The sequence below is a fragment of the Hymenobacter sp. M1-2 genome (assembly GCF_057808495.1).
This window is the reverse complement of sequence record NZ_JBTYZO010000001.1, coordinates 22,604-48,572: the sequence shown is the minus strand read 5'-3', so window position 1 is coordinate 48,572 and position 25,969 is coordinate 22,604. Positions and strand designations below refer to the sequence as shown.

Genomic DNA, 25,969 nt, shown 5'->3' with positions numbered 1-25,969 from the left:
CGGCGCGCTGGCCAGCCAAGCCGGGCGCGGCCTTACCTTCGCGGCATGAAGACGATTCGCTTTCCGCATCCGCTGGTGTTGCTGGTGGGGTTTATTTTGCTGGCTTGCCTGCTGAGTTACGTGCTGCCCGCCGGCGTATTCAACCGGCACCCCGATGCCGCCACGGGGCGCGATGTGGTGGTGGCCGGCTCCTACCACCACGTGCCCGCCACGCCGGTTACTCCCTTGCAGGCCCTCGTCGATATTCCCAAGGGCCTGGTGGACGCGGCTTCGGTTATCTTCCTGGTGTTTCTGGCCGGCGGGGCCTTCACGGTGGTCGACCAGACCGGGGCGCTGCGGCGGGGCGTAGATTGGCTGCTAGAGCGGTTTCGGGGGCAGGAAGCCGTGGTGATTCCCATCATTTCGGTGCTGTTTGCGACGATGGGCGCGCTGGAAAACATGCAGGAGGAAATCGTGCCGCTCATTCCGGTGCTGCTCATTCTGATGCGGCGCATTGGCTACCCAGCCCTCACGGCGGCGGCCGTTAGTATTGGCTCGGCGGCGGTGGGCGCGGCGTTTAGTCCGCTGAATCCGTTTCAGGTGGGCATCGCGCAGAAGCTGGCGCAGTTGCCGCTGCTATCGGGGGCGGGCTTCCGGCTGGTAGTGCTGGCGCTGGCCCTCTTGCTTTGGATAGGCGGCACGGTGCGCTACGCGCTGCGCCATCGGGTGGCTCCGGAAACTGCCGAAGTAGCCGCCGAAACCAACAGCAGCGGCCGGCACGGACTGGTACTGCTGCTGTTGCTGGCCACCTTCGCCTTCTTTGCCTACGGCGTGCTCAAGCTCGGCTGGGAGTTCGAACAGATGGCGGCGTTGTTTTTCGCGCTGGGGGTGCTGGCGGGGTTGGTCGGCGGCTTGGGCCTCACGGGCACCGCCGAAGGCTTCATTGCCGGCTTCCGCGACATTGCCTTTTCGGCGCTGCTCATTGGTTTCGCGCGGGCCATCTTCGTGGTGCTGGAGCAGGGCCAGATCGTCGATACCATCGTTAATGCCTTGTCGGCACCGCTGGCGGGGCTGCCCGTGATGCTCTCGGCGCTGGGCATGATGGGCGTGCACACGGCCCTGCACCTGCCGGTGCCCAGCGTGAGCGGCCAGGCGGTGCTCACCATGCCGCTGCTGGTGCCCCTCTCCGACCTTATCGGCCTCTCCCGGCAGGTTACCGTGCTGGCCTACCAGTACGGCGCCGGCCTCTGCGAGCTAATCACGCCCACCAACGGCGCCCTCATGGCCATCGTGGCGGCCTGCGGTATCCGGTTCGATGAGTGGTGGAAATTCGTGCTGCCGCTCTACTTGCTGCTGCTGGCCCTGAGCGCAGCCGCTATTCTCATGGGTATCGCGGTAGGATTGTAAGTCATTAATTGGCAAGAAATTGGCGGTAGTCTTGAGCCGACGCAGTCGGCGCAGACTGCCAGCCACGAAAGCCAGGTCAGTCTTCAGACTGACGGAGATAAGACAACCTGTAGGCACCACCTTGTTCGGTTTCGCAAGTCTGAAGACTTGCTGGGCTGCGGGGCTGGCAGTCTGCGCTGCGCTCAAGACTGCCGCCAGTACAACAGTACAATTACGCACGCGAACTTTCCCGCTGTCTGAATTCCAGTGGCGAGTATCCCGTCCAGTTTTTGAAGGCCCTGCTGAAGGCGCTAGGCAGGGCATAGCCCAGTAAGTAGGCCACTTCGTTGACTGAATACGGCTGCTGCAAGTAGCGCAAGGCCAACTCCTTCCTGACTTCCTCCGACAGCGCCTGGAAAGAAGTGTTCTCTTCTTGGAGCCGCCGCTGCAACGCTCGGCCCGTGATAGAAAAGGCGGCGGCTACTCGCTCAACCGCCGGCTTCTCCCCATCCAGCGTTGCCAGAATCACGCGCCGCACTTTAGCGGTCCAGGATTCACTGCGGCCGAATTTAACCATCTCCGCATCGGCCAAATGCTCCATCTGTTGCCGCAGCGACTGGTCGGGCAGCAGGATGGGCGCTTGCAGCAGTTCCCGGTGGAAGGCTAGCACGTTGGTGTCGGCGGACTCTTCTACCGGGCAGCCTAGCTTTTCTTGCAGGTAGCGCCGGTCTTCTTCGCCCAGCTCGCACCGTACGTAGGCCGGAACCAGTGGCCGATGAATCAACTGCGAAAGGCCACCCGTCAGGACGCCCAACTCAAGCAGAGTAAATACCCGGCGGAGAGAAGAGCCCGTCGGTGCTTTTTCCGAGAAGCGGAAGCTTATTTCGACCACGCGGCCAGCTGGTTGGTGCTGAAAGTCCACGAAATCGTTGGTCAGCCGATTGTACTTCTCCAGCCTGCCCAAAGCCGCTCCTAGGTGTTCGCAGTTGCGAAGAATGTAGCCCAAAATACCGAGCTGCTCCACGTACAGCTGGCACCCCACTTGGAAAGGCAAGTACGGATTACCTGTTTGGTGGGCAGCATTACGCCATAGTGCCGCCATGGCCCGCGTGGAAATGGCCGGTTGCGCGGCTGCTAGGTCGGCTTCCGCTAGTCCTTCGGAAGCCAGCAACTCCCGTGGCGACAAGGCCATTTTCTGCAAGCAGGCCAGTAAGCCGTGCAACAACGGGGTGGTCAACTGCATGTCGTCGTGATTTAACAAGCTTTTGTCGCACTCTGGCAACACGTTGGGCTGGGGCTCTTTTCACCTTTGTAGCGCAGCAGCAATGATGCGGCGAATACCCCTAATTCTAAGCAAGATGGCAACAAATGTAGATTCCTCCACCCTTGTCCCCAAGGCCTTACACCGCCCCAGTACTTCCCCAATGAATGCGTCCAGACAGTTAGTGCTGGTGACGCTCGGCGTTGTTTTCTGGTTGGCCGCCGCTTTGTTTATTCGAGTGGTCGGCCCCACCGTTTTCTCGGAAAACAACCCCGGTCTGGTTGTCGTGTTCGTGTTGGCTTTCCCGTTGTCCTACGGCTTCCTTTTCATCAGTCAAAAGGTTGTCAAGCTGCAAAAGCCAGAGACTCTGGAAGCCGTTGTGCTTATGACTACCACCGCTACTTTCCTGGATGGCATTGCTCTTACTTGGTTTCGGCAGCTCTACGCACAAACTTTCGAGGTGGCGCTGTATGGTGCCGCCTGGATACTCTGGGGCGTTGGCGCCGGCTTGCTGTTAGGATACTTCATGACGAAAAGAGGTCAAGCAGGACTCCAGATGCCTGGTCGTCAGTCTGAAGACTGACCTGGCTCCGAGGCTGGCAGTCTTCGCTTGGCTGCGCCCCGCTCAAGACTGCCGCCAGCACATGCCAGCATACGTATGCGTTTACCCTTATTCCTTCATCAAGCCCAATAATGGTGTCGCCAGAGGCAAGAGCGACTCTGGAAGCTGCTGCCGCTGCCACTCCCGTATTCTGACTGCTGTTTCCTTGTTGCAAGCTGGCAACCCAGCTGCTACTGCCGCTTTTACGGCGTACGAAGCGGCGTGCGGTGCATCGCTCGGAACGTGGGCCGTGCCGGCAGCTTGGCCTATTGCTCGGGCGGCGGCGCGGGCGGCTGGCCCATGCGCTTCCCGAGCCGCCGTGTGCGCCCCAAACGCGAATACGCGCACTTGCGTCATGGAAAGTTCTCCGCCCCCCCAGGCCCGGCCGGCTTCCAACGCTTGGCGGGGCCGCTCGTCGTGGAGCCGTTCGGCCTCGAAATGCTTCAGCACGTTTTCGGCGCAGGCAATTGCCCACAGTGCCAAGGCCCGATGAGCTTCCAGAGTAAGCTTGCTGGGTTTGGGTTCTACTTTCACAGGGCTGTTTTTGATAGTCGCGGTGTCTCTTCGCGCATCCAACAACGTGTGGCATCTTGTCGTGTGGCAAAATATTTTGCCACACGACAAGATGGTAGCAGTAAGCTGTGCGAAAGTGGCCTAGTGTGAACAACAAGGCTGGCGGCAGTCTTGAGCTGACAAAGTCAGCGTGACTGCCAGCCACGAAAGCCAGGTCAGTCTTCAGACTGACAACCGGCAAACACACCGCCGCGCCAATACCGCAAGTCTGAAGACTTGCTGGGCTCCGTGGCTGGCAGTCTGCGCTTCGCTCAAGACTGCCGCCAGAGGCCTCCATGATTTAGGCAGCGCGAAGTTCTTCGGCTTCGAAAATCCGCTTCAGCTTGCGCTTGCGCTCCACTATCTGGAACCGGAACGTATCATGAGCTTCATCCCAGTACACATCTGAAACCAGGCCCTGGTGGGCGGGGCGGCCGGGTTCGGGCGCGGCTTCGGCCACCACGTCGCCGAAGCTGAAAGGGGGCTTGTCGTACATTTCCTTGAACAGCTCCGAGCTGACTTTGAACTGCTGCTCGTCGTAGCGGAGCAGAATCCAGTCTTCGGTTTCGTCTATTTTCTCGAAGACTTTGCCCACCGGCTCCAGCCACTCAAACGTGCGGCGGTTGGCGGGGTGAACGTAGCGGAAGCCATAATCGGGCGTCCAGGCATAAAGACCGTAAATGACAGGTTTAGGGCGCGGCACGGAATGAATCAGGAATGAAGAATTGGGAATGAGGAATTAGCAGCAGATAAGAAACACCAATTTAAAGGTAAAGGCTCCGCCGCGTAGCTTCTTCCTCCTTTATTCTCTTATTCTCTGTGCCCGGCGGAGTTGGCGTGTGCGAGTAGCCGGTCCCGGTGCTCGGGGCCATTCTGGATGGTGGCAAACGAGAGCCGGTGCTGCTGCCCGTCGTTGCCGTGTACCACTACGTCGGCGGCGTCCACTGCTTCCAGCCGCGCTATGTCGGCCCAGGCGTAGGCAAACTTTTTGCGGAATGGATGCAGCCGGCCGCTGAATCCCTGCTCGTGCAGATGCAAGTGGCGGCGTTGATAAATACGCGCCATGCCAAAGGCCATGAGTACGTACCAGCCAGCTACCAGAAAATACAGCCACGGCAGCACGTGCGTACGATGCAACCCAGTTTGCAGATCCTTCGCGTGATGACGGTGCCAGATATGGTAGCCCTCCAACGCCAGAATACCAGCCGCCGCCAGCTCCAGCCAGGCCACTTTGGCGAGGTGGTCGGGATGGTGCCGCAGGTGGCGCCACTCCTGCAGGAGCAGCAACAAATAAGCTGCCCCCACTACCAGCTCTATTCCGGTGAGCAGCGTGAATGGCTCGTTGCCGCTCAGAGTGCCAAGGGCCCCGGTCACCAGCACGAAGCAGGAAAAAGATGGCTCAGGCTCTTGACCCGCTCCACCCGAGCCCGGCGCTTGTGGTAGAGGATGGTTGGTCCGGCAGTGGGGGCAGCATTCATACCAGCAAGCACCGCATTTTTCTCGTCCCGACAATGCAGAGTAGCCAAAAGTAATCGGGTGCAGCCGCGCCTGGGCCGTCCCACAAAGCCCAGGCTACAACCTCAAGCATAGAAGAACAGTACAAAGGCCCAACTGTTGACCTTTTGCGCAGTTATTCCTTGCAATGCCTGAAACCGAGCTTCTTTCCGCACCCACGCTACAAACTGGCATGGGTGCCATTCCGCACCCACACGGCACCACCTTTCGCGTGTGGGCACCCGCCGCTACGGCAGTATCCGTCGTGGGCCCTTTCAACGACTGGAACCCCAAGCAACACCCGCTCACGGCCGAAACCGACGCCTACTGGGCCGCCGACTTCCCCAACCTCGGCTCCGGCACCGAATACAAATTCTGGCTCCAAACCCCTACCGGCGAGCTGACCCGTAACGACCCCTACGCCCGCGAAGTCACGCACTCGGCCGGCAATTCCGTAGTGCCCGACCTTTCTTTCGATTGGGAAGACGACCACTTCGAAATGCCGGCCTGGAACGAGCTGGTGGTATACGAGTTGCACGTCGGCACCTTTCACGCGCCCGACTCTGAGCGGCCCGGCACCTTCTACGACGCCATCGAGAAGCTGCCCTACCTGCGCGAGCTGGGCATCAATGCCGTGGAAATAATGCCCGCCACGGAGTTTCCGGGCACCTTATCGTGGGGCTATAACCCGGCCCACCCGTTTTCCATCACTGCCGACTACGGCGGGCCGCGGGCCTTCAAGGAATTCATCAAGCAGGCCCACCGCCACGGTATTGCCGTCATTCTGGACGTGGTGTATAACCACTTCGGGCCTGGCGACCTGGACCTGTGGCAGTTCGATGGCTGGCATGAAAATGAAGGCGGCGGCATCTACTTCTACAACGACTGGCGCGCCCTCACGCCCTGGGGCCACAACCGCCCCGACTACGGCCGCGAGCCGGTGCGCCGCTACATCCGCGACAACGCCCTGATGTGGCTGGAAGACTTCCGCGTCGATGGGCTGCGCTGCGATTCCATCTCCCACATCCGCAACGTGCACGGCTCCGACGACCCCACCGGCGACCTGCCCGACGGCTGGAGCCTCATGCGCTGGATAAACGAGGAAATCCAGGCCCGCATGCCCTGGAAAATCATGATTGCCGAAGACTTGCAGGGCAACGAGTACATCACCCGCGCCCCCGACGACGGCGGCCAGGGATTCTCTACGCAATGGGACGCGGCCTTCGTCAACATCGTGCGCGACGCCCTGATTGCGCCCGCCGACGAAGACCGTAACCTGGTGGCCGTGGCCGAAACCGTGGGCCACCGCTTCAACGGCGACGCCTTCCAGCGCGTCATCTACACCGAAAGCCACGACGAAGTAGCCAACGGCAAGAGCCGGGTGCCGGAGGAAATCATGCCGGGCGAGGCGCACAGCTGGTTTCCGAAGAAGCGCGCCACCCTCGGCGCGGCGCTGGTGTTCACGGCGCCCGGCATCCCGATGCTGTTTCAGGGCCAGGAATTTTTGGAAGATGGCTACTTCTCCGACGACCAGCCCGTGCAGTGGGCCCGCGCCCGGCAGCACGCCGGCCTCGTGCGCCTCTACCACGACCTCATCGCCCTGCGCCGCAACCTGGCTGGGCACACGCGCGGCTTGCTGGGTCAGCACACAGAGGTGCACCACATCAACAACGAGGACAAGATTCTGGCCTTCCTGCGCCGCGACCAAAGCGGCCCCGGCGACACCACGCTCGTGCTCTGCAACTTCGCCGACCGCGCCCACGACAACTACACCATCGGGCTACCCCGCGGCGGTACCTGGCGAGTGCGCTTCAACTCCGACTGGGCCGGCTACGACCAGGAATTCGGCAACTACGAGAGCGTGGACACCCAGGCCGAGGAAGGTATTTACGACGACCAGCCCTTCCACGCCTCCTTCGGACTGGGCCCGTATTCGGTCCTGATTGTGTCGCAGGAACCAGTGCAGGAGTAGTTTCTCGCGGAGTTTCGCAGAGGTAAACGCAGTGTTGCGCAGTGTACTACCATCAGCACACTGCGCAACACTGCGTTTTTTCACGGCGAAACACCGCGAGAAACATATCTTGCCATCCATCCCACCGAAATAGCTGCACCGTATGCAAGTTCCGTTCTCCGCTCCCGCTCCTATTGCCCCCGACGCGTTGCTCGTGGAAGTGGCCTGGGAAGTCTGCAACCAGGTAGGCGGCATCTACACCGTGATTCGCTCGAAAGTGCCGGCCGCCGTGCAAGGCTGGGACGACCGGTACTGCCTGCTCGGCCCCTACTTCCCGCAGCAGGCCCAGACCGAGTTCGAGCCCTACAACGACTACGAGCTTTCCCAACTCTCCGACCCGTTTGCCGGGGCCGTGCGCCAGATGCGCCAGCTTGGCTACGAGGTGCACCTGGGTGTGTGGCTCATAACGGGCCGGCCGCGGGTGGTGCTCATCAGCCCCTACCAGGCCTACGGGCAGCTCGGCCAGATCAAGTCGGACCTCTGGCAGCACCACGGCATCCCCACGCCCGACCACGACGACCTGCTGCACCAAGTGGAAGCTTTCGGCCACCTGGCGAAGATTTTCCTGCAAATTCTCACCGCCGAAGTAGTGCCGCCGCAGCGCGTGGTGGCGCATTTCCACGAGTGGATGACGGGCGTGGCCATTCCGGCTCTGCGCCGCGAGCAGGTGCCGCTGCACATCGTCTTCACCACCCACGCCACCCTGCTCGGCCGCTACCTGGCCATGAATGACCCCAATTTCTACGAGCACCTGATGCTGGTCGACTGGGAAGCCGAGTCGCGCCACTTCAACATCGAGACGGCTGTGCGCATGGAGCGGGCCGCCGCGCACGGCAGCCACGTGTTCACGACGGTGAGCGAGCTGACGGTGCGTGAGTGTATTTACCTGCTGGACCGGATTCCGGACGCGGTGCTGCCCAACGGCCTCAACATCGAGCGTTTCGTGGCCCTGCACGAGTTTCAGGTGCTGCACCAGCAGTACAAGGGCAAGATTCACGAGTTCGTGATGGCCCACTTCTTCCAGAGCTACTCGTTCGATCTGGACAAGACGCTTTACTTGTTCACGAGCGGGCGCTACGAGTACCACAACAAAGGCTTCGACCTGACGCTGGAAGCCCTGGCCCGGCTCAATTACCGCTTGCAGCAAAGCGGACTGGAAGGCCAGGTGGTTATGTTTTTCATCACCAAGCGGCCTTTCCACAGCATCAACCCGCAGGTGCTGCAAAGCCGGGCCATTCTGGATGAGGTGCAGGAAACCTGCGAGGCCATTGAGCGGCAAGTGGGCGAGCGGCTCTTCTACGCCGCCGCTGCCAGCACCGACCACCGCCTGCCCGACCTGAGCAGCATGGTAGACGACTACTGGAAGCTGCGCTACCGCCGCACGCTGCAAAGCTGGAAAACCACCAACCTGCCGCCCGTCATCACCCACAACCTCGTCGACGACGCCAACGACGACATTCTCAACTTCGTGCGGCGCGCCAACCTCGTCAACAACCAGCACGACCGGGTGAAAATCGTGTACCATCCCGACTTCGTGTCGCCTACTTCGCCGCTGTTTGGCATGGAGTACGGGCAGTTTGTGCGGGGCTGCCACCTGGGCATCTTCCCGAGCTACTACGAGCCCTGGGGCTACACCCCGCTGGAGTGCGTGGCGCGCGGCGTCCCGGCCATCACGTCGGACCTGTCCGGCTTCGGCGACTACGTAATGCAAAACGTGCCCAACCACGAGGATAAGGGCATTTATGTGGTGCAGCGCCAGGAAAAGAGCTTCGACGAATCGGCGGAGGAGCTGACCGAAATGCTCTGGCAATTCGTACTGCTCAACCGTCGGGAGCGCATCATGCAGCGCAACAACGTGGAAAGCTCCTCCGAGCTGTTCGACTGGAAAAACCTGCGCGTCTACTACGACCGGGCCTACACGCTGGCCCTGGAACGGGAGTAAGCGGTTTGGCGGCCGTTTCAGTCACTGCTAGTAACTTCATGAAAAGCCTCGCCTGTCTGCTTTGTTTGGTCTCGATGGCTACTAGTGCCCTGGGGCAAAACTGTACGCATACTGATCTGTCAACCTCTTTTACTTTTCAAACGAAATCGAGCAGGCACCAACGGGCCGATGGCACACTTGATTCGTGCGTAGTTACCATCCAGGTTACTAATAAACTGACTAAGAAACCAGTTCAAACCATAACCTATTCGTCGAATAATTTCTTTGCTGACGTTTTCCAACGCTGTAACTACGTGCGTTCTTATTCGACAGGACGGAACAAGGCTGCCGATGCCATAGACAACGATTACGGTGACCTCGTAATAGCAGATTTCAACTTTGATGGCAAGGAGGATTTCGCCGCTAAAAACGATTCGGGAGGTAATGGTGGACCTTTATACAGTTTTTATATTCAAAATAGCAGCGGCACATTTAGTTTAGATAACTACTTATCTGATAAGGTGAGTTATTTCCCAGAAAAGATTGGCAAAAGCACTAAAACGCTTACAACTTTAGTGCATGCAAATTCCCACCAGATGAGCAAAACTACTTATCAGTTTAATTCGAAAACAAATAAGTGGCGGCAGATCGAAAATCAACTATTGCCATAATGACGACGATACCACTTGGTATGTCCACTATTGTTTAGCAACGCTGATTATTTTATCAATAATTACCACCGCCAAGCAACCTACTGCCTGCTTTCAACGAGTATCGAAGACCGTACCGAACAACAGCTCTCGTTTTGCGAAAAAGACACCTCACCGCTTTGCTCCTGGCTACGGCCACTTCCACGGCGCTGGCTCACGAGTTTTGGCTGCTGCCAAAGTTTTTCGTGGCACCCGGGACCACGCTCAACCTGCGGGTGTTCGTGGGCGAGAATTTCACGGGTGAGCGATGGGCCGGCAAAAGCAACCGCGTGACGCGCCTGGAGCATTTCGCCCCTACCGGCCCCGAAAACCTGCTCGCCGCCGCTACCACCGCCGACACGCTCCACCCCACCGTCTCCTTCGCGCAGGCCGGCACTCACCTCGTCACGCTGGCCACCAACAACGCATTTCTGACGCTCGAAGCCGACAAGTTCAACTCCTACCTGAAGGAGGAAGGACTGGATTACATTCTGCTGGAGCGCCAAAAGCGCGGCAGCCTCAACAAGCCGGGCCGCGAAGCTTACCGCCGCTGCGCCAAGACGCTGGTGCTAGTAGGCAGCCCCGCCTCCGCCGACACCGCCCGCGCCTGGAGCCGCCCCACTGGCTTGCCGCTGGAATTAGTACCAGAACAGAATCCCTACACCCTCAGAGCGGGCAATTCGCTCACGGTACGGGTGCTGGCCGACGGGGAGCCGCAGCCGGGCCAGATGGTGCAGCTGTGGCAGCGCAGCCCCGGCCAGGCCGTACGAATCAGCAAGCTCTACAGTAACCAAAACGGCCGTGTGCTGTTTCGATTATCGGCCCCTGGGCAATACATGGTGAGCACCGTTCGTATGGTGCCGTCTGCCGTATCCGAGGCCGATTGGCAAAGCACTTGGAGTTCCCTCACCTTTGGTTTCGGACCTCGTCAGCCGCGATAAAACTGCATTTTTTTCCAAGCGCAACTATGATTTTTTCCATAGTCGCGGGAGGTAACCATCGAACATTTTTTTGTTACCTTCGCAACTCCCTTTAAAAACCCGAACCACCGACGGTATGAAGTACTCGATTGATAAAAAGGAAACGTACACGATAATTACGATTGACGAGAAGAAGCTGGACACCACCGTAGCTCCCGATCTGAAATCGGAATTCGTAAAGCTGAACGCCGAGGGCATCAATAATTTGATTCTCGACCTCAGCAACGTGAAATACACCGACTCGTCGGGGCTCAGTTCCATCCTCATTGCCAACCGCCTCTGCAACTCCACCGGCGGCCTGCTGGTGCTCACCGGCCTGCAAGACCACGTGATGAAGCTCATCACCATCAGCAAGCTGGAATCGGTACTGCACATTCTGCCCACGGTGGAAGAAGGCATCGACCGGATCTTCCTGCACGCCATCGAGCGCGACTTGACGAGCAAAGAGTAGCGTTTCTGATTGTCAGTTGTTGGTTGTCAGTTGTCAGGTTCCCGTAGCTGACAACAGGCAACCAATTTGCTTTTACACGGTACTGCCGGGCTTGGCTACCGTTCTGAATCGATTACCCACAAGCACCCCTTACCCTTTGGAGTTTGAGCTAAAAATCCTGGGCAGCGCGTCGGCGACGCCGTTTATGGACCGCCACCACACGGCCCAGGTACTGACGGTGGGCAACGCCCAATACCTCATCGACTGTGGGGAGGGCACGCAGCGCCGCTTGCTGGAACACAAAATCCGGCACCAGCGCATCCGCACCGTATTTATCTCCCACCTCCACGGCGACCATTTCTTCGGGCTTTTCGGGTTGCTCGGTACCATGCACCTCAACGGCCGCACCGAGCCGCTGCACCTCTTCGGCCCCGCCGGCCTCGATGAAGTCCTGACCACGCAGTTCCGTCACTCCTTCACGCAGTTGAGCTTCGAGCTGGAATTTACGGCCGTCGATACCACGCAGCACGCGCAGATTTTCGAGGATAAGAACCTGACGGTGCACACGCTGCCCATGCGGCACCGGATTCCGTGCTGCGGCTACCTGTTTCGGGAGCAGCCCAAGCGGCGCCCCCTCGTGAAAGAGCTGCTGCCCGCCGGCCTCACGCCCGCTCAGCTCAACGCCCTCACGCTCGGTGAAGACATCGTGGACGAAGCCGGCACGGTGCTCGTGGCTAATGCCGCCGTCACGACGGACCCCAAGCCGCGCCGCAGCTACGCCTTCTGCTCCGATACGCTCTATACCGAAAGCCTCGCCGACCTCGTGCGCGGCGTGGACGTGCTCTACCACGAAGCCACCTTCCTGGACGATATGCGCGACCGGGCCCAGACGACGCACCACTCCACGGCCCGCCAAGCGGGTTTGCTCGCCCGCCGCGCCCAGGTGCAGCGCCTGCTCATCGGCCACTTCTCCAGCCGCTACCGCGACTTGGAGCCACTGCTCACCGAAGCTAAAACCATGTTCGAGTGGACCGAACTCGCCACCGAAGGCCTCACGGTTTCCTTATAGACCTGAGACTGTGAGAAGCGAGAGCTGAGACATTATACCACCGACGCGACTTACTCTTTTTCCGAAGGTCCTCCAGCTGGCCACAAGATCTTCCATCTCATTTCTCACTTCTCACAGTCTCAGGTCTATATCGAACATGTCTCCTAAAAAGCAGCAGCTCTACCTCGTACTCAGCGGTATCTTCATTGTAAATGCGCTGCTGGCGGAAATAATCGGGGTAAAGATTTTTTCCGCCGAGGCGCTGCTGGGGCTGCCCGGCAGCCTCACGGCGGGTGTGCTCATCTGGCCCGTGGTTTTCGTCACGACGGATATCATCAATGAGTATTTCGGGCGCGAAGGCGTGCTGCGGGTGAGCTACCTTACTGTGGTGCTGATCCTGTTTGCTTTCATCGTGATTTACGCCACCACCAAGCTGCCCCCGGCCGCGTTCTGGCTCGATGTCAACAAGACCGATGCGCAGGGCAGGCCTTTCAACATCGACTTCGCCTACCAAAGCATTTTCCGGCAGGGCCTGGGCATCATTACGGGCTCCATTACGGCGTTCGGTATTGGGCAGGTGCTCGATGCCACGGTGTTTCAGGCGTTGCGCCGCACCACCAAGGGCCGCTACGTGTGGCTGCGCGCCACCGGCTCCACGCTCGTCTCGCAGCTCGTCGATTCGTTTGTGGTGCTCTACGTGGCCTTCTATATGTTCGGCAACTGGACGCTGGACCAGGTCCTGAGCGTAGCGAATACGAATTACTGGTATAAATTCGCCGCCGCCATTCTGCTCACGCCGGTGCTCTACCTGGCCCATTTCCTTATCGACCGGTATTTGGGCAAGGAAGAATCCGTGGAGCTACAGCAGGAAGCCACTGCCGATGTATCGGTGTAATTTCGTTTTTGGTTGTTTGTTTTTGGTTTTTGGTGGTGTTCATTCAGCAAAAGAAAATACCCCAACGAACCGGACGAAAAACCAAAAACCAACAACCAAAAACCAACAATGTCCCGCATCCTAACCGGCATTCAAAGCACGGGCCGCCCGCACCTGGGCAACCTGCTTGGGGCCATTCTACCCGCCATTGAGCTGTCGAAGAACAGCGCCAATGAGTCGTTGTACTTTATTGCCGACCTGCACTCGCTCACGACGGTGCGCGACGCCGAAACGCTCCGCCAAAATACTTACGCGGTAGCCGCCGCCTGGCTGGCCTGCGGCTTCGACACGGAGAAAAATCTGTTCTACCGCCAGTCGGATGTGCCGCAGGTGACGGAGCTGACGTGGTATCTTTCGTGCTTCGCGCCGTACCCGATGCTGGCCAACGCGCACTCGTTCAAGGATAAGTCGGACCGGCTCTCGGACGTGAATGCGGGCCTATTCACGTATCCGGTGCTGATGGCGGCCGACATTCTGCTCTACGACGCGGATGTGGTGCCGGTGGGCAAAGACCAAGTTCAGCACCTGGAAATCACGCGCGACATTGCCAGCACCTTCAACAACCGTTACGGCGAAACCTTCGTGCTCCCGCAAGCCCGCGTGGATGAGCAGCTGATGACCATCCCTGGCCTCGACGGCCTGAAGATGAGCAAGAGCTACGGCAACATCATCGACATCTTCGCCGACGAAAAGAGCCTGCTCAAAACCATCCGCAGCATTGTTTCCGACAGTACGCCCCTGGAAGCGCCCAAAAACCCGGATACGGACACCACCTTCAAGCTTTATTCCCTGCTGGCCACCGTTGAGGAAACGGCCACTATGCGCGCCAATTACCTGAACGGCGGCTACGGCTACGGCCACGCCAAACAGGCGCTCTATGAGGTGATTTTGCGCCGCTTCGCCACGGAGCGGGAGCAGTTCAGTTTCTACAGCAACAACCTACCGGAAGTGGACCGTAAGCTCGCCGAAGGTGCCCGCAAAGCCCAGGCCTACGGCTCGGAAGTGCTGAATAGGGTGCGCGAGAAAACGGGCTATTTGCGCCGCTAACCCGTTTTTAAGCTGTCATGCTGAGCAGCGCGAAGTATCTGGGCAATGTCGTTGTGTATCCCATCATGCGGCGGCCTGTAGCGCATCCAGCCAGAGACCAAAGCACCTGGCTAACCCACGTTGCCGGATAGCAAGCCCCAGCGGGGCGACATATCGGTAGAACTACCGTTTGTAAAATTGCCTAAAGCCCCATCGGGGCGACACCAACCGTTCAACGATTGGTGTCGCCCCGATGGGGCTTTAATCACAGAGGACAGCGGGTTTTCTACCGATATGTCGCCCCTCCGGGGCTTGTTGCTCGATTAAACAGTATCGTTGCAACGGCAGCAGCCAGATGCTTCCTGTCGTCAGCATGACAGGGTTCTGGCTTACAACCCTAACCCTGGAAATAAAGCCCGTGCGTTTTCCAGGAACACCCGCTGCTGCTGTTCTGGGCTGAAACCGTCGTAGCTGCGGATGCCGTGGGTGGTTTCGGCTACAACGGCTTCGCGGGCGTAGGGGTAGTCGGTGCCGTAGAGGATGCGGGTGGGGTCGGCTAGCTCTTGCAGGCTACGGAGCGCGAAAGGCGCGGCAGCCAGAGCCGTGTCGTAGTAGAAGCGGCGCAGGAGTGGCAGTGTACCGTGCGCATCGGCGGGTTGGGCCGGAGTTGGGTCGCCAGGAAGGATGGCTGCGGCCGCGTGGTGTAGCTTTTCGCTCAACGTGGGTTGGGCCAGTTCTCGGCCAAAGCCTAAGCGCCAAGCCAGATAAGGCACGGCCCCGCCCGCGTGCGCCAGCACCCAACGAATCCCATCATACTTTTCCAGCACGCCCTCGAACAGTAGGTTGGCCACGGCGCGGGTGGTGTCGAAGGGGAAGTCCACCACGAAGCCGGGTACGTCGAGGCGCTGGCCGGGGGCGGCCGGCACGTCGTTGGGGTGCAGCAGCACCACGGCGCGGCGACGGTGCAGTTCTTCGTAGAGTGGCTTCCAGCGCGCAGAGCCGAGGTATTCGCCGGCCACATTGCCGAGCAGGCAAACGCCCGCTAAATGCAGCGTGTCGAAGGCGTATTCCAGCTCGTGCAAGGCGGCGTCTACGTCGGGTAGAGGCAGCGTGGCTAGTGCGGCGTAGCGCGTGGGATGCTGCGCCACGCGGCCGGCCATGTATTCATTCAGCTGCCGCGCCAGCATGTTGGCCGCGCCTTGGTCGCCGAAATAAATACCCGGCGACGATACCGACAGCACCGCCGCCTGAATCTGCTGCTGGTCGAGTAGGTGCAGGGCTTGCGCGGCGTCGTAGGCAGGAATTGGTGAGCCGCCCGACTCGCGCACCCCTTGCGCGTGCAAGGCTTGGCGGTAGAAATCGGGCAGCACGTGATGATGAACGTCAATCATGGCAGCAAGCAAGTAGTGGCTTGCTGCTTACGGCAGTTGGCGCGGCGAGGGTGCTGTTTAGTATTGAGTACTGAGTAGTTGGTACTTAGATTTTCAAAAAAGACGAAAATCAGACTTGACCCATTACTGAATACTCAATACTAGCTACTCACTACTAAGCACTTAGTAAGGCAGGCCGTCTATATTGGGCTGGTGCTGCTCGTGCGAGAAGCTGAAACCGACTTTGCTGGGGCGGCTCACTTGCTGGTTTTCCAGCTTTTGCTTCACGGAAATTTTCTGTATGTCGTCGAGCGGTGGGGCGATGAGGTCGTTGTTGACGGCGGCAATCATGGCACTTTCCACGAAGAGCTTCAGCGCATCGGGCGTTATCTTGTTGTCCGACATATCGTTGTCGGGCAGTTCCAGCTGCTGCACGCCTTCGAGGAAGTAGTGATTGTCGATGTTGACCAGCAAGCGGCCCACGAGGTAGCCGGGGTCGTTCATGCGCTGGTACTTGATACTGTCGGCCATGAAGTTGTAGGCCATGATGTGGCCGAAGAACCGGCGCCGGAAGTCTTCCTCCACATACTTAGTAGGCATGGGGCCGTAGTCGTCGGGGAAGGTGACGATGTTGGAGTGCATCACGAACACCAGCAAGTCGCCGGAGAAGCGGATGTGAAACTCCATGTCGTTGACGGGCCGGTACTCAATCACGACGGTGGAATCGACGGGCGTAATCTTGCGGCTCAGTTCCACCACCAGTTCCTGCGTCACTTTGCGCAGCATATCGAACGTGGCCAGGGTGTTGCGATAGATGGCCTGCTTGGCGGTGGATTTCTGCTTGAGGCCATCGAAAATTTGGTCGAGGCGGTCGGCCGGAGCCTCGGCAGGCTCACCGGGCGCGTTGGTAGCGATATTGTCGGTGTTGGGTGCGCCGTTGTTGGAGCTGGGAGCTATAGCAGTAGGCAGGCCATCGGTGATTAGAGCCAGCGTAGATTGATCCTCAGCGGTGGGAATGGGCTGGTTTTCGTCCATTGGAGTGCGGGGCAAGAGCGCGGATAAGCTGCGCATGAAGTGAGAACACGCCGCCAAAGCGACGAAGAAAGAGAAAGTAACTACGCAAAATAAGGAATCAGCAGTTTCGACGGTTGAGCTCAAGCCCAAAACTTTGCTGTTACAGAGACCTTTTCGACCAAACCCTCTTTCTACACGTTCTAGCCGCCACCCAGACGCGGCTAGCCGAGTCTCTACCTCGTCTGCCTCGACCTTACTTCCCCAGCTTCGGCGGAGCTAGTAATGAGGCGGCCAGCGGCCAAGCCGAACTGCGAAAAGCTACCGTACGTAGCCCCGGATGCGGAAACTCCGGCTGCGGCGGCAACAGCATTTCCCGCGCCGACTCCTGGCTCAAGGCCTCCCCCGCCGTCCGTAAGGCCCCGGCCGGCACCGCGCGGCGCTCCAGTTCCGCTAGCAACTCAGCGCCGCTTATCTCGGCTATCCGGTAGCGTAGCAGCAGCTCCAACTCAGCGCGATGAGCCACGCGGGCCGGGTTGGTTTGAAAACGGGCGTCGTCGACCCATTCCGGTCGTCCAAGCACGGCGCAGAGCTGTTGAAACTGCCGGTCGGCGCCCACGGCCAGTAGCAGGCGAACCCCATCGGCGGCTTCATACACAGTGCCGTAGGGCACGATACTGGGATGGCCGGAGCCCAGCGGCTGCGGGTCGTGGCCCGTGACGAGGAAGGTAGCCGCCTGGTTGGCCAGCGAAGCCAGGGCGCTATCGTGCAGCGAAACTTGCACCAGCGCCCCCTGGCCAGTTCTTTCCCGTTGGTAGAGCGCCGTGAGCAGGCCTTCTTTGAGTTGATGCGCGGTGAGCAAATCCATCAGCGCCACCGGCATTTTCTGCGGGGGCTGGCCTGGGCCAGCGGCGTTAAGGTGCATGAACCCCGTTTCGGCTTGCAACACGGCATCGTAGCCGGCGCGGGTAGTATGCGGGCCGTAGCCGGTGATATGGCCGTACAGCAGCCGCGGGTTGAGAGCCGCCAGCGTGGCGTAGTCAACGCCCAGTTTCTCAGCGTCGCCGGGCTTGAAGCTGGCCAGTACGATGTCGGTTTCAGTAACAAGGCAATGGATTTCCGCACGGCCTTCTGCCGTCGTCAGGTCCAGCGCTCGGCTCCGCTTACCCCAGTTGGCCGATGAGAAGTAGGCCGTTACGTCGGTATCGGGAGCTTCGGTGGCCGTGCGCCAGGTGCGCGTCACGTCCCCGGCTGGCGCTTCAATCTTGAGAACCTCGGCCCCTAACTCGGCGAAAAACTGCCCCACCTGCGGCCCGGCCAGCACGGAGGCCAGTTCTAGCACGCGCAAGTGAGCGAAAGGCAGGGGTTGGGTGACGTCGGACATACGCCGAAGGTAATCGGAATTCCGAACCGCAAGCGCCGCTTAGTGTACCCGTCCCGCGCGCATAAACACCGGAAATGTCACTTCCCGCGCGCCCTCACCCCAAAGCTGCGTCAGCTCATCGGCCACCAAAGCCACCAGGTCGGCACCGCTGTGCTGCCGGGCGTAGTTGGCAGTCGCCGACCAAGTGCGCAGATACCCCAGCATGTCGGCCACCGTCCACTGCCGCCGGGCCTCAAAGCGCGCTTGCTGCACTTCGGCAAACGGAAATGGAATACGGATGTACTCGTCTTCGATGTGGCGCCGGTTGGCGTCCCAGTACGGGGCCGAAGTTTCGTCGTGGAAGTGGTTGAGCACTTGGTTGAGGGCCGCGCTGTCGGTGCGGCAAAAGCTATAGCCCCACTCGGCCACCACGCCGCCGGGCCGCAGCACGCGGCGCACTTCACGGTTGAAGGCGTCTACGTCGAACCAATGCAACGCTTGGGCTACCGTTATCAGGTCGAAAGTGGCCGGGGCGAAAGGTGTATGCTCGGCGGGCGCCTGCCGGTACGTGATATTGGGCAGCTGGGCGGCCTGCGCCAGCTGGGCGGCGCTGATGTCGGTGGCTTCGACGTGGACGAAATGCCGGGCCAGTTCCGCGGCCACCTGGCCGTTGCCGGTGGCACAGTCCCAGGCCTGCTGCCGGCCCGGCACCCGCGGCAGCAGCCAAGCGTACAGCTCCGGCGGATAGTTGATGCGGTAGCGGGCGTAGAGGTCGGCCTGGGTGGAGAAACGGTCTAGCATTTTGGGTGTTGGTTGTTGGTTATTCGTTGTGCTCGTTAGCTCTCAGGCTTTCGTTTTGAGTTGTGGCTATTCTTGGGCTTGTTGACTTAAAACTGGCGAAATAGCTTCATCAATTACCCGAGTTGCTCACCAGGGCTCGAAAAACCAACAACCAAAAACGAAAAACCAACATGACTATTCAGACCGGCTTACTGGCCTACGGCATGTCGGGCCGCATTTTTCATGCTCCTTTCCTGAGTACGCACCCCGGATTTCAGCTGCGGGCCGTGGCAGAACGCAGCCGCAAGCAAGCTGCCGAAACGTATCCGTACATCGTTAGCTACGACAGTGTGGACGAATTGCTGGCGGACGCCGAGATTGAGCTGGTAATTGTGAATACGCCCAACAACACCCATTTTGAGCTAGCGCGGCAGGCGCTGCGAGCCGGCAAGCACGTGCTCATCGAAAAGCCCGTGGCTACCAGCGTGGCGGAACTAGAGGAATTGCTGGCTCTTGGCCGACAGCAGAACCGCCACGTGCTGGCCTACCAGAACCGGCGCTGGGACTCCGACTTTCAGCTCGTGCGTCACGTGATAGAGAGCGGGCAGCTAGGCCAGCTCACAGAAGTTCATTTCCGCTTCGACCGGTACAAGGCGGCTCTCAACGCCAAGATTTTCAAGGAAGACCCCGCCACGCCCGGCAGCGGCCTCAGCTTCGACCTAGGCCCGCACGTACTCGACCAAGCGTTGAGCCTCTTCGGCCAGCCGCAGCAAGTGCGCAAAACGCTAGCCAGCCACCGCCCCAACTCCCGCGTCGACGACTATTTTCATCTACACCTGTCCTACCCCAACAGCCTGAACGTCTTCGTAGCCGGCAGTTTGCTGACGGCCGCGCCCGTGCCCGCCTACGTGCTGCACGGCACGCTCGGCAGCTTTCACAAGCCGCGCACCGACGCGCAGGAAACCCAGCTCGTCCGGGGCATGTCGCCTACGGAATCAGCCTACGGCGCAGAGCCCGCCAACTCAGAAGGCCTGCTGACGCTCGTGCAGCCCAACGGCGAACAATCCACGCAGCTCCTGGCGGCTCCCCGCGGCAACTACCCCGCGCTGTTCGAGGCCGTGTACCAAACGCTCCGCAACGGGCGGCCCTACCCTATCCGGGAAGACGAGCTGCGAGGCCAATTGAAAATTCTGGCGTCGTGAGTGCTTCTGGTTGGCTATGAATGCCTTACGCAGATCCTACCCCAGGCACGGGCATTGGCGTTTGTTGAAATCAGCTTACTTTCAAAGCAAGGCCCCCGAGGTAGGTGGGCAGCTATAAGCAGAGCGTATGCGGAATTTTTCAAGTTGCTGGGAGGTTGTGCACCGCGCCTGCGTGACCCGGTGGGTGGTACTGACAACACTGCTGTGGACTGCCCAACCAAGCTGGGGCCAGTTAGGCGCGGCCACGGCCGCCGATACGGCGCGTATTGAAGCTTTGCTTCGCCAGGGTAAGGCGGTGGAAAGCCGGCAACCGACCGCCGCCGTGCGCTACTACCAACGGGCTTTCACCCTAGCCGACAGCCTGCATTACCCTGATGGGTATTTCACGAGCACTCGGAACCTGGTGTTTACACTCAACAATCTGGGGCGCCACGAAGAAGCCAAGACGCTGGCCGTGCGCGGCCTGGCGCGGGCGCGGCAGGATACGTCGAAAAATCACTTGGGCCAAAGCCACTTTTCCCTTGGCCTAACGGCTTGGAAACAAGGTAATTTACCGGAAGCGGTGCGGCAGTATCAGCGAGCCGGGCACTACATGCGCCTGCTACACAAAACGTACAACCTAAGCGTAATTCACAACAATCTGGCCGTCATCTACCAGCAGCAGCAGCTCTACGACCAAGCCCTGCACGAGCTGCTCCAAGCCCTGCAAGCCCAACAGCAAAGCCAGGCCACCAACCGCGATTTGGCCGTCACGTACTTCAACATTGCCAGCAACTACTGGCGGCAGCGCAACGGCCCGCAGGCCAGGCATTATTTCCGCCTGACTCGGCAGCACCTGAATGCTCAGCAAGATCATGATATTCTGGTTTATGTTTATAACAACGTGGGACAGATGTTCTTGCACGAAGCCCAGGCCGCCCAGGCAGAGCGTCGCCGGGTTTTGTATGACTCCAGCTTTTACTACCACCGCCAAGCATTGCACCTTAGCCGGCAGTTGCGCAACCCCGTGGACGAGCTGCATGAGCTGAATGCCCTGGCTGGCATCTACAACGAACAGCACGAGTATGCGCAGGCGCTGCCCTTGCTGCGGCAGGCACTGGCGATGGTGCGGCAGCATGGCAATGCTCCCGACGAGCGCCGAGCCATTTACCGCGGGTTCGTTCAGCTCTACGAAGGCCAGCGCAACTACGAGGCTGCCTACCGCTGGCGCGACCGCTACGAGGCCGTGGCCGATTCCATCGACAACCAGGAAACCAAGGAATTGCTGGCCAGCTACCAGTTACAAGCGCAGCAAGCGGATGCGCAGCTGAAGCTGAACGGCAAGCAGGCCCAAATCAACCGTCTGCGCAGTGCCCAGCAGCGCCAGCAGCTGTGGCTGGTGCTGGCCGCCGTGGTGGTGGGCGCGGCGGCCGGCCTGCTCTTGCTAGGGTACTCGTACTTCCGGCAGAAGCAGCGCGCCAACGCCAACGCTCTCATGGCCTTACAGGCGGCGCAGGACTTGCAGGCGGCGCAGGCCGAGTTGCAGGGACAGCAGAAAGAGCGGGTGCGTATTGCCAAGGAGATGCACGACGACCTGGGAGCTTCGCTCACGGTGATTGGGCTGCTGAGCGAGGTGCTCAAAACCCGCCCCGATACGGCCGCCGCGCCCGAAGTACACAAGATTTCCGAGCTGTCGGGAGAAATGGTAAGCAACATGAACCAGATCATCTGGTCGTTAAACGCGCACAACGATAGTCTCAATGGCCTCATTGCCTACATCCGGGCGTACGCCCGCGAGTTTCTCGACAACACCACCCTCACGCTGCGCGTGCTAGCGACCGAAGCCGACGAGGATGTAAGCATCAGCGGCGACGACCGGCGCAACATCTTCCTGGCCGTGAAAGAGGCGTTGCATAACGTGGTAAAGCACGCCAATGCCACGCGCGTGCTCTTGCGCCTCACTGCCACCCACGGCACGCTACAAGTGGAAGTCAGCGACGATGGCCAGGGCCTGGCGGCGCCCGCGGCGGGTAGTGCCGGGCGCAACGGCCTGCGCAATATGGCCCACCGCCTGCACGACTCCGGCGGGCACTGCACCATCGGGCCAGCACCGGGCGGTGGCACTAGCGTGCACCTCGCTTATCCCTACCGCGACACGAAGGCAAAAGCCGCTCCACCGAAAATACTGCAAATGTAGTATAGCAGTAGGCGCACTTTATGCGCACTTTGCCGCATGAACCACGTCATTTCGGTTGCTATTGTTGAAGACAAAGACGAAATCCGTCAGTCGTTGGCCATTCTGATTGGCGGGGCAGCCGGCTTCGTGTGTCCGGCTACCTACGCCACGGCCGAGGCGGCGCTGGCCGCCCTACCCGCTGCCCCACCCGACATCGTGCTCATGGACATCGACTTGCCGGGCATCAATGGCATTGAGGCCGTGCGGCAGCTTAAGCCGCTGTGCCCGGCTACGCAGTTTATGATGTGCACGGTGTACGACGAAGACGAGCCGGTATTTGATGCCCTCAAAGCCGGAGCCAACGGCTTCATTCTTAAACGTACCCCGCCTTACCGCCTGCTCGAAGCATTGGCCGAGTTGCACGAAGGCGGCTCGCCCATGAGCAGTTCTATTGCCCGCAAAATCGTGGGCTCGTTTCAGGCTCACCCAGTGGCGGCTTCCCACGAAGTGGCCGCCCTGACCACCCGCGAACGGGAAATTCTGGATCGGCTCGCCCGCGGCTACAGCCACAAGGAAGTGGCCGAGGAACTGATAGTGGCCCCTACTACCGTGCGCAAGCACATCTTCAACATCTACGAAAAGCTGCAAGTACACTCCAAGATGGCCGCGGTAAACAAGTATCTGGGGCGGAGCTGACCGAGCAACGAGGACTCGGCAGCCCCTAAAAATCATGCAAATGCGGTATGGTGCAGGGTAGGCGCAACGGCTAGGTTTGCCTCAACGATTCGCAGGGAATCGGGTGCCACTAACTCTCCAACCCCCTTATTGCCATGAATAAGCTGCTGCTTTTCTTCTTCGCGCTGCTGCTGGGCCTGACGGCCTGCAAAAAAGACAAGGAAAACGACCCCGCCCCCAAGCCCGCCGCGGCCGTGGCCGGCAACTACACCCTCTCATCGTTCCGCTACTCCGACGCCAGCGGCACTTACAACCTGCCCACGCTCCCCACTACCCGCAACGGCAGCACCATTTCCGGTACCGTGGCCCTTACGCAAGTCAGCGGCCAAGACGCGCAAGTGACCCTGAAACTGACCCTAAGAGCGACGGGCCAGCAAGACGACGTCATCGATGTTGACCAGGTAACAGTGGAGCAAGCCGGCTCATCCTACACGCTGAAGGTAAACGGGCAGTCGATAGGCACGGTCGATGGCAACACGCTTACGGTGAGTGTATCCGAAACCGACCAGCAGGGACAACGCTTGGAGTTGGCCTTCACGGGTCGTAAATAAGCCGCCGTATGCACGCAATCAAGAAACTTTTGGCAGTAGCCGGACTGCTGACGGGCGCGCTGCTGGGCTGGCCTGCGGCCGCCGTGGCCCAGGGTGGCGAACAACTGCTGCTTGTCGGCACGAAAGTGGGACCCGGCGTGGGTGCGTACAACTCGACCACGCTGCTTACCGGCGCCGATGCCCGCCTGCAATTCCCGCTCAGCCCGCGCGCCGCCCTGTTGGCCCGTACCGGCCTCGACGTATTCTTTTACAAGCGGTACTATTACGGCTACTATTCGTATTACTCCTACACCGAAAAGGTTACAGGCCTGCAAATTCCGCTTACCGTAGGGCCACGCTTCTACCTGTTGAAAGGCTTGCACACTGGCTTAAATCTGGGCGTTGACGTTGCCGTGAAGGATGCCCGCACCAGCTTTCATTTCGAACCGGCCGCGGGCTACGCGCTACCGATCGGCAACGGCCACTACCTCGACCTGGGTACCAGCTTCACTACGAGTTTCAGCCAGGGAAGCGGCGAATTCACGTTCAATTTTGCTTACGGATTGAACCTGGGCCGCTAACTAACTCGCGTTGTATTTACCTTGTTCGCCGCTTCTGGCTCGTTTGCGCGGGACCAGAAGCGGCGGCTTGCGTTGCTGGCCTGCCAACAGAACTTGCCGCCGCAAACGTAATCTGAGCGGCGCCGCCGTTTCTCGTATCTTTGCTGGGCATGAAGCGGCAAGCCGTAAGCTATAGGCGCCATGCTTGTGGCTTGCCGCTTGCCGCTTGTAACTCTATCCATCTGACCAGGAAACCAAGGTCAGCCTTTCATCATTCTAACTCGCTGAACCTTGACGTTTCACGAATTCAACCTCCACGACGACCTGCTGGCCGGCGTGGACGCCATGAACTACCAGCAGGCCACGCCCATTCAGGAGCAGGCCATTCCCAAAATCATCGAAGGCAAAGACCTAATTGCCTGCGCCCAGACCGGCACCGGCAAAACGGCTGCCTACCTGCTGCCGCTGCTCGATAAGATTTCCCACGCCAAGCACGGCAATACCAGCACCCTCATTCTGGTCCCGACCCGCGAGCTGGCCACTCAGATTGATGAGCAGGTAACGGGCTTCGGCTACTTCGTGGAAGCCAGCTCCATTGCCATTTACGGCGGTGGCAAAAGCGAAGGCTGGGAGCAGCAGAAGCGCGCCCTCACCTCCGGCGCCGACATCATCATTGCCACGCCCGGCCGCCTCATCGCCCACATGCAGATGGGTTACGTGAAGTTTGAGCACTTGAAATATCTGGTGCTCGATGAGGCCGACAAGATGATGGACATGGGCTTCTCCGACGATATTCTCAATATCGTGCGGCAACTGCCGCAGCAGCGGCAGACCTTGCTGTTTTCGGCCACCATGCCCAACAAAATCCGCGAGTTTTCGCAGCAGATTCTGCACCAGCCCGAGGAAATCCGGCTGGCCGTGAGCAAGCCCGCAGCCGGCATCGACCAGCAGTTTTACATGGCCTTCGACCGCCAGAAAATCTACCTGCTCGAGCACCTCATCAAGACGCAGGAAGTGCAGAGCATGGTGCTGTTTACGAGCCAGAAAGCCGCCGTGAGTGGTATCGTGCGGGCTATCAACAAGCTGGGCTACGTGGCCCAAGGCATTTCGTCGGACCGCACGCAGGAGGAGCGCGAGCAAATCATGCGCGAGTTCAAGAACAAGCAATTCCCCATTCTCGTGGCCACTGACGTGCTCAGCCGCGGCATCGACATCGACTCGCTGAGCCACGTGGTGAACTACGACATTCCGCGCGCCGCCGAAGACTACGTGCACCGCATTGGCCGCACGGCCCGCGCGGCCACCAAAGGCACCGCCATTACCTTCATCTCCGACCAGGACCAAGACCGGGTGGTGAAGATTGAGAAGCTGATTGAGCGCGAAATCGAGAAGCAGAACATCACCGAGGAACTAGGCTTAGGCCCGGCGCCCGAATTCGATCCGAAACGTTTCAGCGGTCTGCGCGGCAAAATAGGCGGCCGGCCGGAGCGCGGCGGCCGACACGGCGGTGGCGGTGGTGGGCGCGACCGAGGCCCCCGCTCCGAAGGCAGTAGCCGTGACGGCCGAGGCCCTCGCCGGGAAGCTGGCAACGGCAAGCCTGACGCGCAGCAGCAGGAGCGAATCGTAAAAGCCCAGGCGGCGCTAGCGGCTCTCGACGCCGGCCAGGCTCCGGCCCAGCCTTACCAGCGCCCGCCGCGCGAGGAGCGCGCCGAAGGCGAAAGCCGGCCGCGCCGCGAGCCACGGGCGCCGCGCCCGCCGCGCCCGGAAGGGGAAGCCGCCTCTACGGAGCCGGGGGCGGAAGGTGAGCAACGGGAAGGCCAGCGCCGCCGCAAGCGGGGCGGCCGCAACCGCAGTGGCCGCGGGCCGCGCTCCGAAGGTGGCGCGGTAGCCCCCGAAGCATCGGCCGCAACGCCAAGCGCTGAGTAAGAAGCCCCAACCTAAAGAGCCCCGA

General features: G+C 60.1%; 24 protein-coding genes. 16 read left to right on the top strand and 8 right to left on the bottom strand.

What is annotated here, in order from left to right:
* The first annotated feature begins 45 nt into the window (after window positions 1–45).
* Window positions 46–1,386, top strand: a complete 1,341-nt coding sequence (locus ACYSMN_RS00220) for a YfcC family protein (RefSeq protein WP_488921810.1) — start codon at window positions 46–48, stop codon at window positions 1,384–1,386.
* 211 nt (window positions 1,387–1,597) lie between these two features.
* On the opposite strand, the gene ACYSMN_RS00215 is transcribed toward ACYSMN_RS00220, so the two are convergent.
* Window positions 1,598–2,608, bottom strand: coding sequence for an AraC family transcriptional regulator (locus tag ACYSMN_RS00215; RefSeq protein WP_488921809.1), 1,011 nt, complete (start codon window positions 2,606–2,608; stop codon window positions 1,598–1,600).
* Window positions 2,609–2,723: 115 nt separating this feature from the next.
* Here ACYSMN_RS00215 and ACYSMN_RS00210 point away from each other — a divergent pair, with 115 nt between their 5' ends.
* Window positions 2,724–3,209: a DUF5367 family protein gene (locus tag ACYSMN_RS00210; RefSeq protein ID WP_488921808.1), complete on the top strand. Its 486-nt coding sequence runs from the start codon at window positions 2,724–2,726 to the stop codon at window positions 3,207–3,209.
* A gap of 87 nt (window positions 3,210–3,296) precedes the next feature.
* On the opposite strand, the gene ACYSMN_RS00205 is transcribed toward ACYSMN_RS00210, so the two are convergent.
* The 3 genes from ACYSMN_RS00205 to ACYSMN_RS00195 all read right to left on the bottom strand — a co-directional run bounded on the left by ACYSMN_RS00205 (window position 3,297) and on the right by ACYSMN_RS00195 (window position 5,153).
* On the bottom strand, window positions 3,297–3,761 hold the full coding sequence (locus tag ACYSMN_RS00205; protein ID WP_488921807.1) for a putative immunity protein: 465 nt from the start codon (window positions 3,759–3,761) through the stop codon (window positions 3,297–3,299).
* Between the two features lie 319 nt (window positions 3,762–4,080).
* The gene (locus ACYSMN_RS00200; protein ID WP_488921806.1) at window positions 4,081–4,482 is read right to left on the bottom strand and encodes a DUF6960 family protein; all 402 of its coding nucleotides are present in this window, start codon (window positions 4,480–4,482) and stop codon (window positions 4,081–4,083) included.
* A 107-nt stretch (window positions 4,483–4,589) separates the two neighbouring features.
* Entirely contained in the window at window positions 4,590–5,153 is a 564-nt protein-coding gene (locus ACYSMN_RS00195) for a hypothetical protein (RefSeq protein WP_488921805.1), read from the bottom strand.
* A 268-nt stretch (window positions 5,154–5,421) separates the two neighbouring features.
* Here ACYSMN_RS00195 and ACYSMN_RS00190 point away from each other — a divergent pair, with 268 nt between their 5' ends.
* The 8 genes from ACYSMN_RS00190 to trpS all read left to right on the top strand — a co-directional run bounded on the left by ACYSMN_RS00190 (window position 5,422) and on the right by trpS (window position 14,333).
* Window positions 5,422–7,245, top strand: a complete 1,824-nt coding sequence (locus ACYSMN_RS00190; protein WP_488921804.1) for an alpha-amylase family glycosyl hydrolase — start codon at window positions 5,422–5,424, stop codon at window positions 7,243–7,245.
* 142 nt (window positions 7,246–7,387) lie between these two features.
* Window positions 7,388–9,226: a glycosyltransferase gene (locus ACYSMN_RS00185; protein WP_488921803.1), complete on the top strand. Its 1,839-nt coding sequence runs from the start codon at window positions 7,388–7,390 to the stop codon at window positions 9,224–9,226.
* Between the two features lie 38 nt (window positions 9,227–9,264).
* Window positions 9,265–9,876 carry an XAC2610-related protein gene (locus ACYSMN_RS00180; protein ID WP_488921802.1) on the top strand — a complete coding sequence of 204 codons (612 nt, stop codon included), beginning with the start codon at window positions 9,265–9,267 and terminating at the stop codon, window positions 9,874–9,876.
* 134 nt (window positions 9,877–10,010) lie between these two features.
* Window positions 10,011–10,835, top strand: coding sequence for a DUF4198 domain-containing protein (locus ACYSMN_RS00175; RefSeq protein WP_488921801.1), 825 nt, complete (start codon window positions 10,011–10,013; stop codon window positions 10,833–10,835).
* A 115-nt stretch (window positions 10,836–10,950) separates the two neighbouring features.
* Window positions 10,951–11,325, top strand: coding sequence for an STAS domain-containing protein (locus ACYSMN_RS00170; RefSeq protein ID WP_044002696.1), 375 nt, complete (start codon window positions 10,951–10,953; stop codon window positions 11,323–11,325).
* Between the two features lie 91 nt (window positions 11,326–11,416).
* Entirely contained in the window at window positions 11,417–12,373 is a 957-nt protein-coding gene (locus ACYSMN_RS00165) for a ribonuclease Z (RefSeq protein WP_488921800.1), read from the top strand.
* Window positions 12,374–12,509: 136 nt separating this feature from the next.
* Entirely contained in the window at window positions 12,510–13,247 is a 738-nt protein-coding gene (locus ACYSMN_RS00160; RefSeq protein ID WP_488921799.1) for a queuosine precursor transporter, read from the top strand.
* Between the two features lie 108 nt (window positions 13,248–13,355).
* Window positions 13,356–14,333 (top strand): tryptophan--tRNA ligase, encoded by a 978-nt coding sequence (trpS, locus tag ACYSMN_RS00155; RefSeq protein WP_488921798.1) that lies wholly within the window; start codon window positions 13,356–13,358, stop codon window positions 14,331–14,333.
* A 368-nt stretch (window positions 14,334–14,701) separates the two neighbouring features.
* On the opposite strand, the gene ACYSMN_RS00150 is transcribed toward trpS, so the two are convergent.
* From ACYSMN_RS00150 to ACYSMN_RS00135, 4 genes are all read right to left on the bottom strand, one after another.
* Complete coding sequence (locus ACYSMN_RS00150) at window positions 14,702–15,703, bottom strand: amidohydrolase family protein (RefSeq protein ID WP_488921797.1); 1,002 nt, start codon at window positions 15,701–15,703, stop codon at window positions 14,702–14,704.
* Between the two features lie 162 nt (window positions 15,704–15,865).
* Entirely contained in the window at window positions 15,866–16,732 is an 867-nt protein-coding gene (locus ACYSMN_RS00145) for a hypothetical protein (RefSeq protein WP_488921796.1), read from the bottom strand.
* A 217-nt stretch (window positions 16,733–16,949) separates the two neighbouring features.
* Entirely contained in the window at window positions 16,950–18,077 is a 1,128-nt protein-coding gene (locus ACYSMN_RS00140) for a CaiB/BaiF CoA transferase family protein (protein WP_488921795.1), read from the bottom strand.
* 39 nt (window positions 18,078–18,116) lie between these two features.
* Complete coding sequence (locus tag ACYSMN_RS00135) at window positions 18,117–18,857, bottom strand: class I SAM-dependent methyltransferase (RefSeq protein ID WP_488921794.1); 741 nt, start codon at window positions 18,855–18,857, stop codon at window positions 18,117–18,119.
* Window positions 18,858–19,027: 170 nt separating this feature from the next.
* On the opposite strand from ACYSMN_RS00135, the gene ACYSMN_RS00130 reads away from it, so the two are divergent.
* From ACYSMN_RS00130 to ACYSMN_RS00105, 6 genes are all read left to right on the top strand, one after another.
* Window positions 19,028–20,038, top strand: coding sequence for a Gfo/Idh/MocA family oxidoreductase (locus tag ACYSMN_RS00130; RefSeq protein WP_488921793.1), 1,011 nt, complete (start codon window positions 19,028–19,030; stop codon window positions 20,036–20,038).
* 127 nt (window positions 20,039–20,165) lie between these two features.
* Window positions 20,166–22,214 (top strand): tetratricopeptide repeat-containing sensor histidine kinase, encoded by a 2,049-nt coding sequence (locus tag ACYSMN_RS00125; RefSeq protein ID WP_488921792.1) that lies wholly within the window; start codon window positions 20,166–20,168, stop codon window positions 22,212–22,214.
* Between the two features lie 36 nt (window positions 22,215–22,250).
* Window positions 22,251–22,889 carry a response regulator gene (locus ACYSMN_RS00120; RefSeq protein WP_488921791.1) on the top strand — a complete coding sequence of 213 codons (639 nt, stop codon included), beginning with the start codon at window positions 22,251–22,253 and terminating at the stop codon, window positions 22,887–22,889.
* Between the two features lie 134 nt (window positions 22,890–23,023).
* Window positions 23,024–23,479, top strand: a complete 456-nt coding sequence (locus tag ACYSMN_RS00115; protein ID WP_488921790.1) for a hypothetical protein — start codon at window positions 23,024–23,026, stop codon at window positions 23,477–23,479.
* 8 nt (window positions 23,480–23,487) lie between these two features.
* Complete coding sequence (locus ACYSMN_RS00110; RefSeq protein WP_488921789.1) at window positions 23,488–24,039, top strand: hypothetical protein; 552 nt, start codon at window positions 23,488–23,490, stop codon at window positions 24,037–24,039.
* A 324-nt stretch (window positions 24,040–24,363) separates the two neighbouring features.
* Window positions 24,364–25,944 carry a DEAD/DEAH box helicase gene (locus ACYSMN_RS00105; protein ID WP_488922164.1) on the top strand — a complete coding sequence of 527 codons (1,581 nt, stop codon included), beginning with the start codon at window positions 24,364–24,366 and terminating at the stop codon, window positions 25,942–25,944.
* Window positions 25,945–25,969 lie beyond the last annotated feature (25 nt).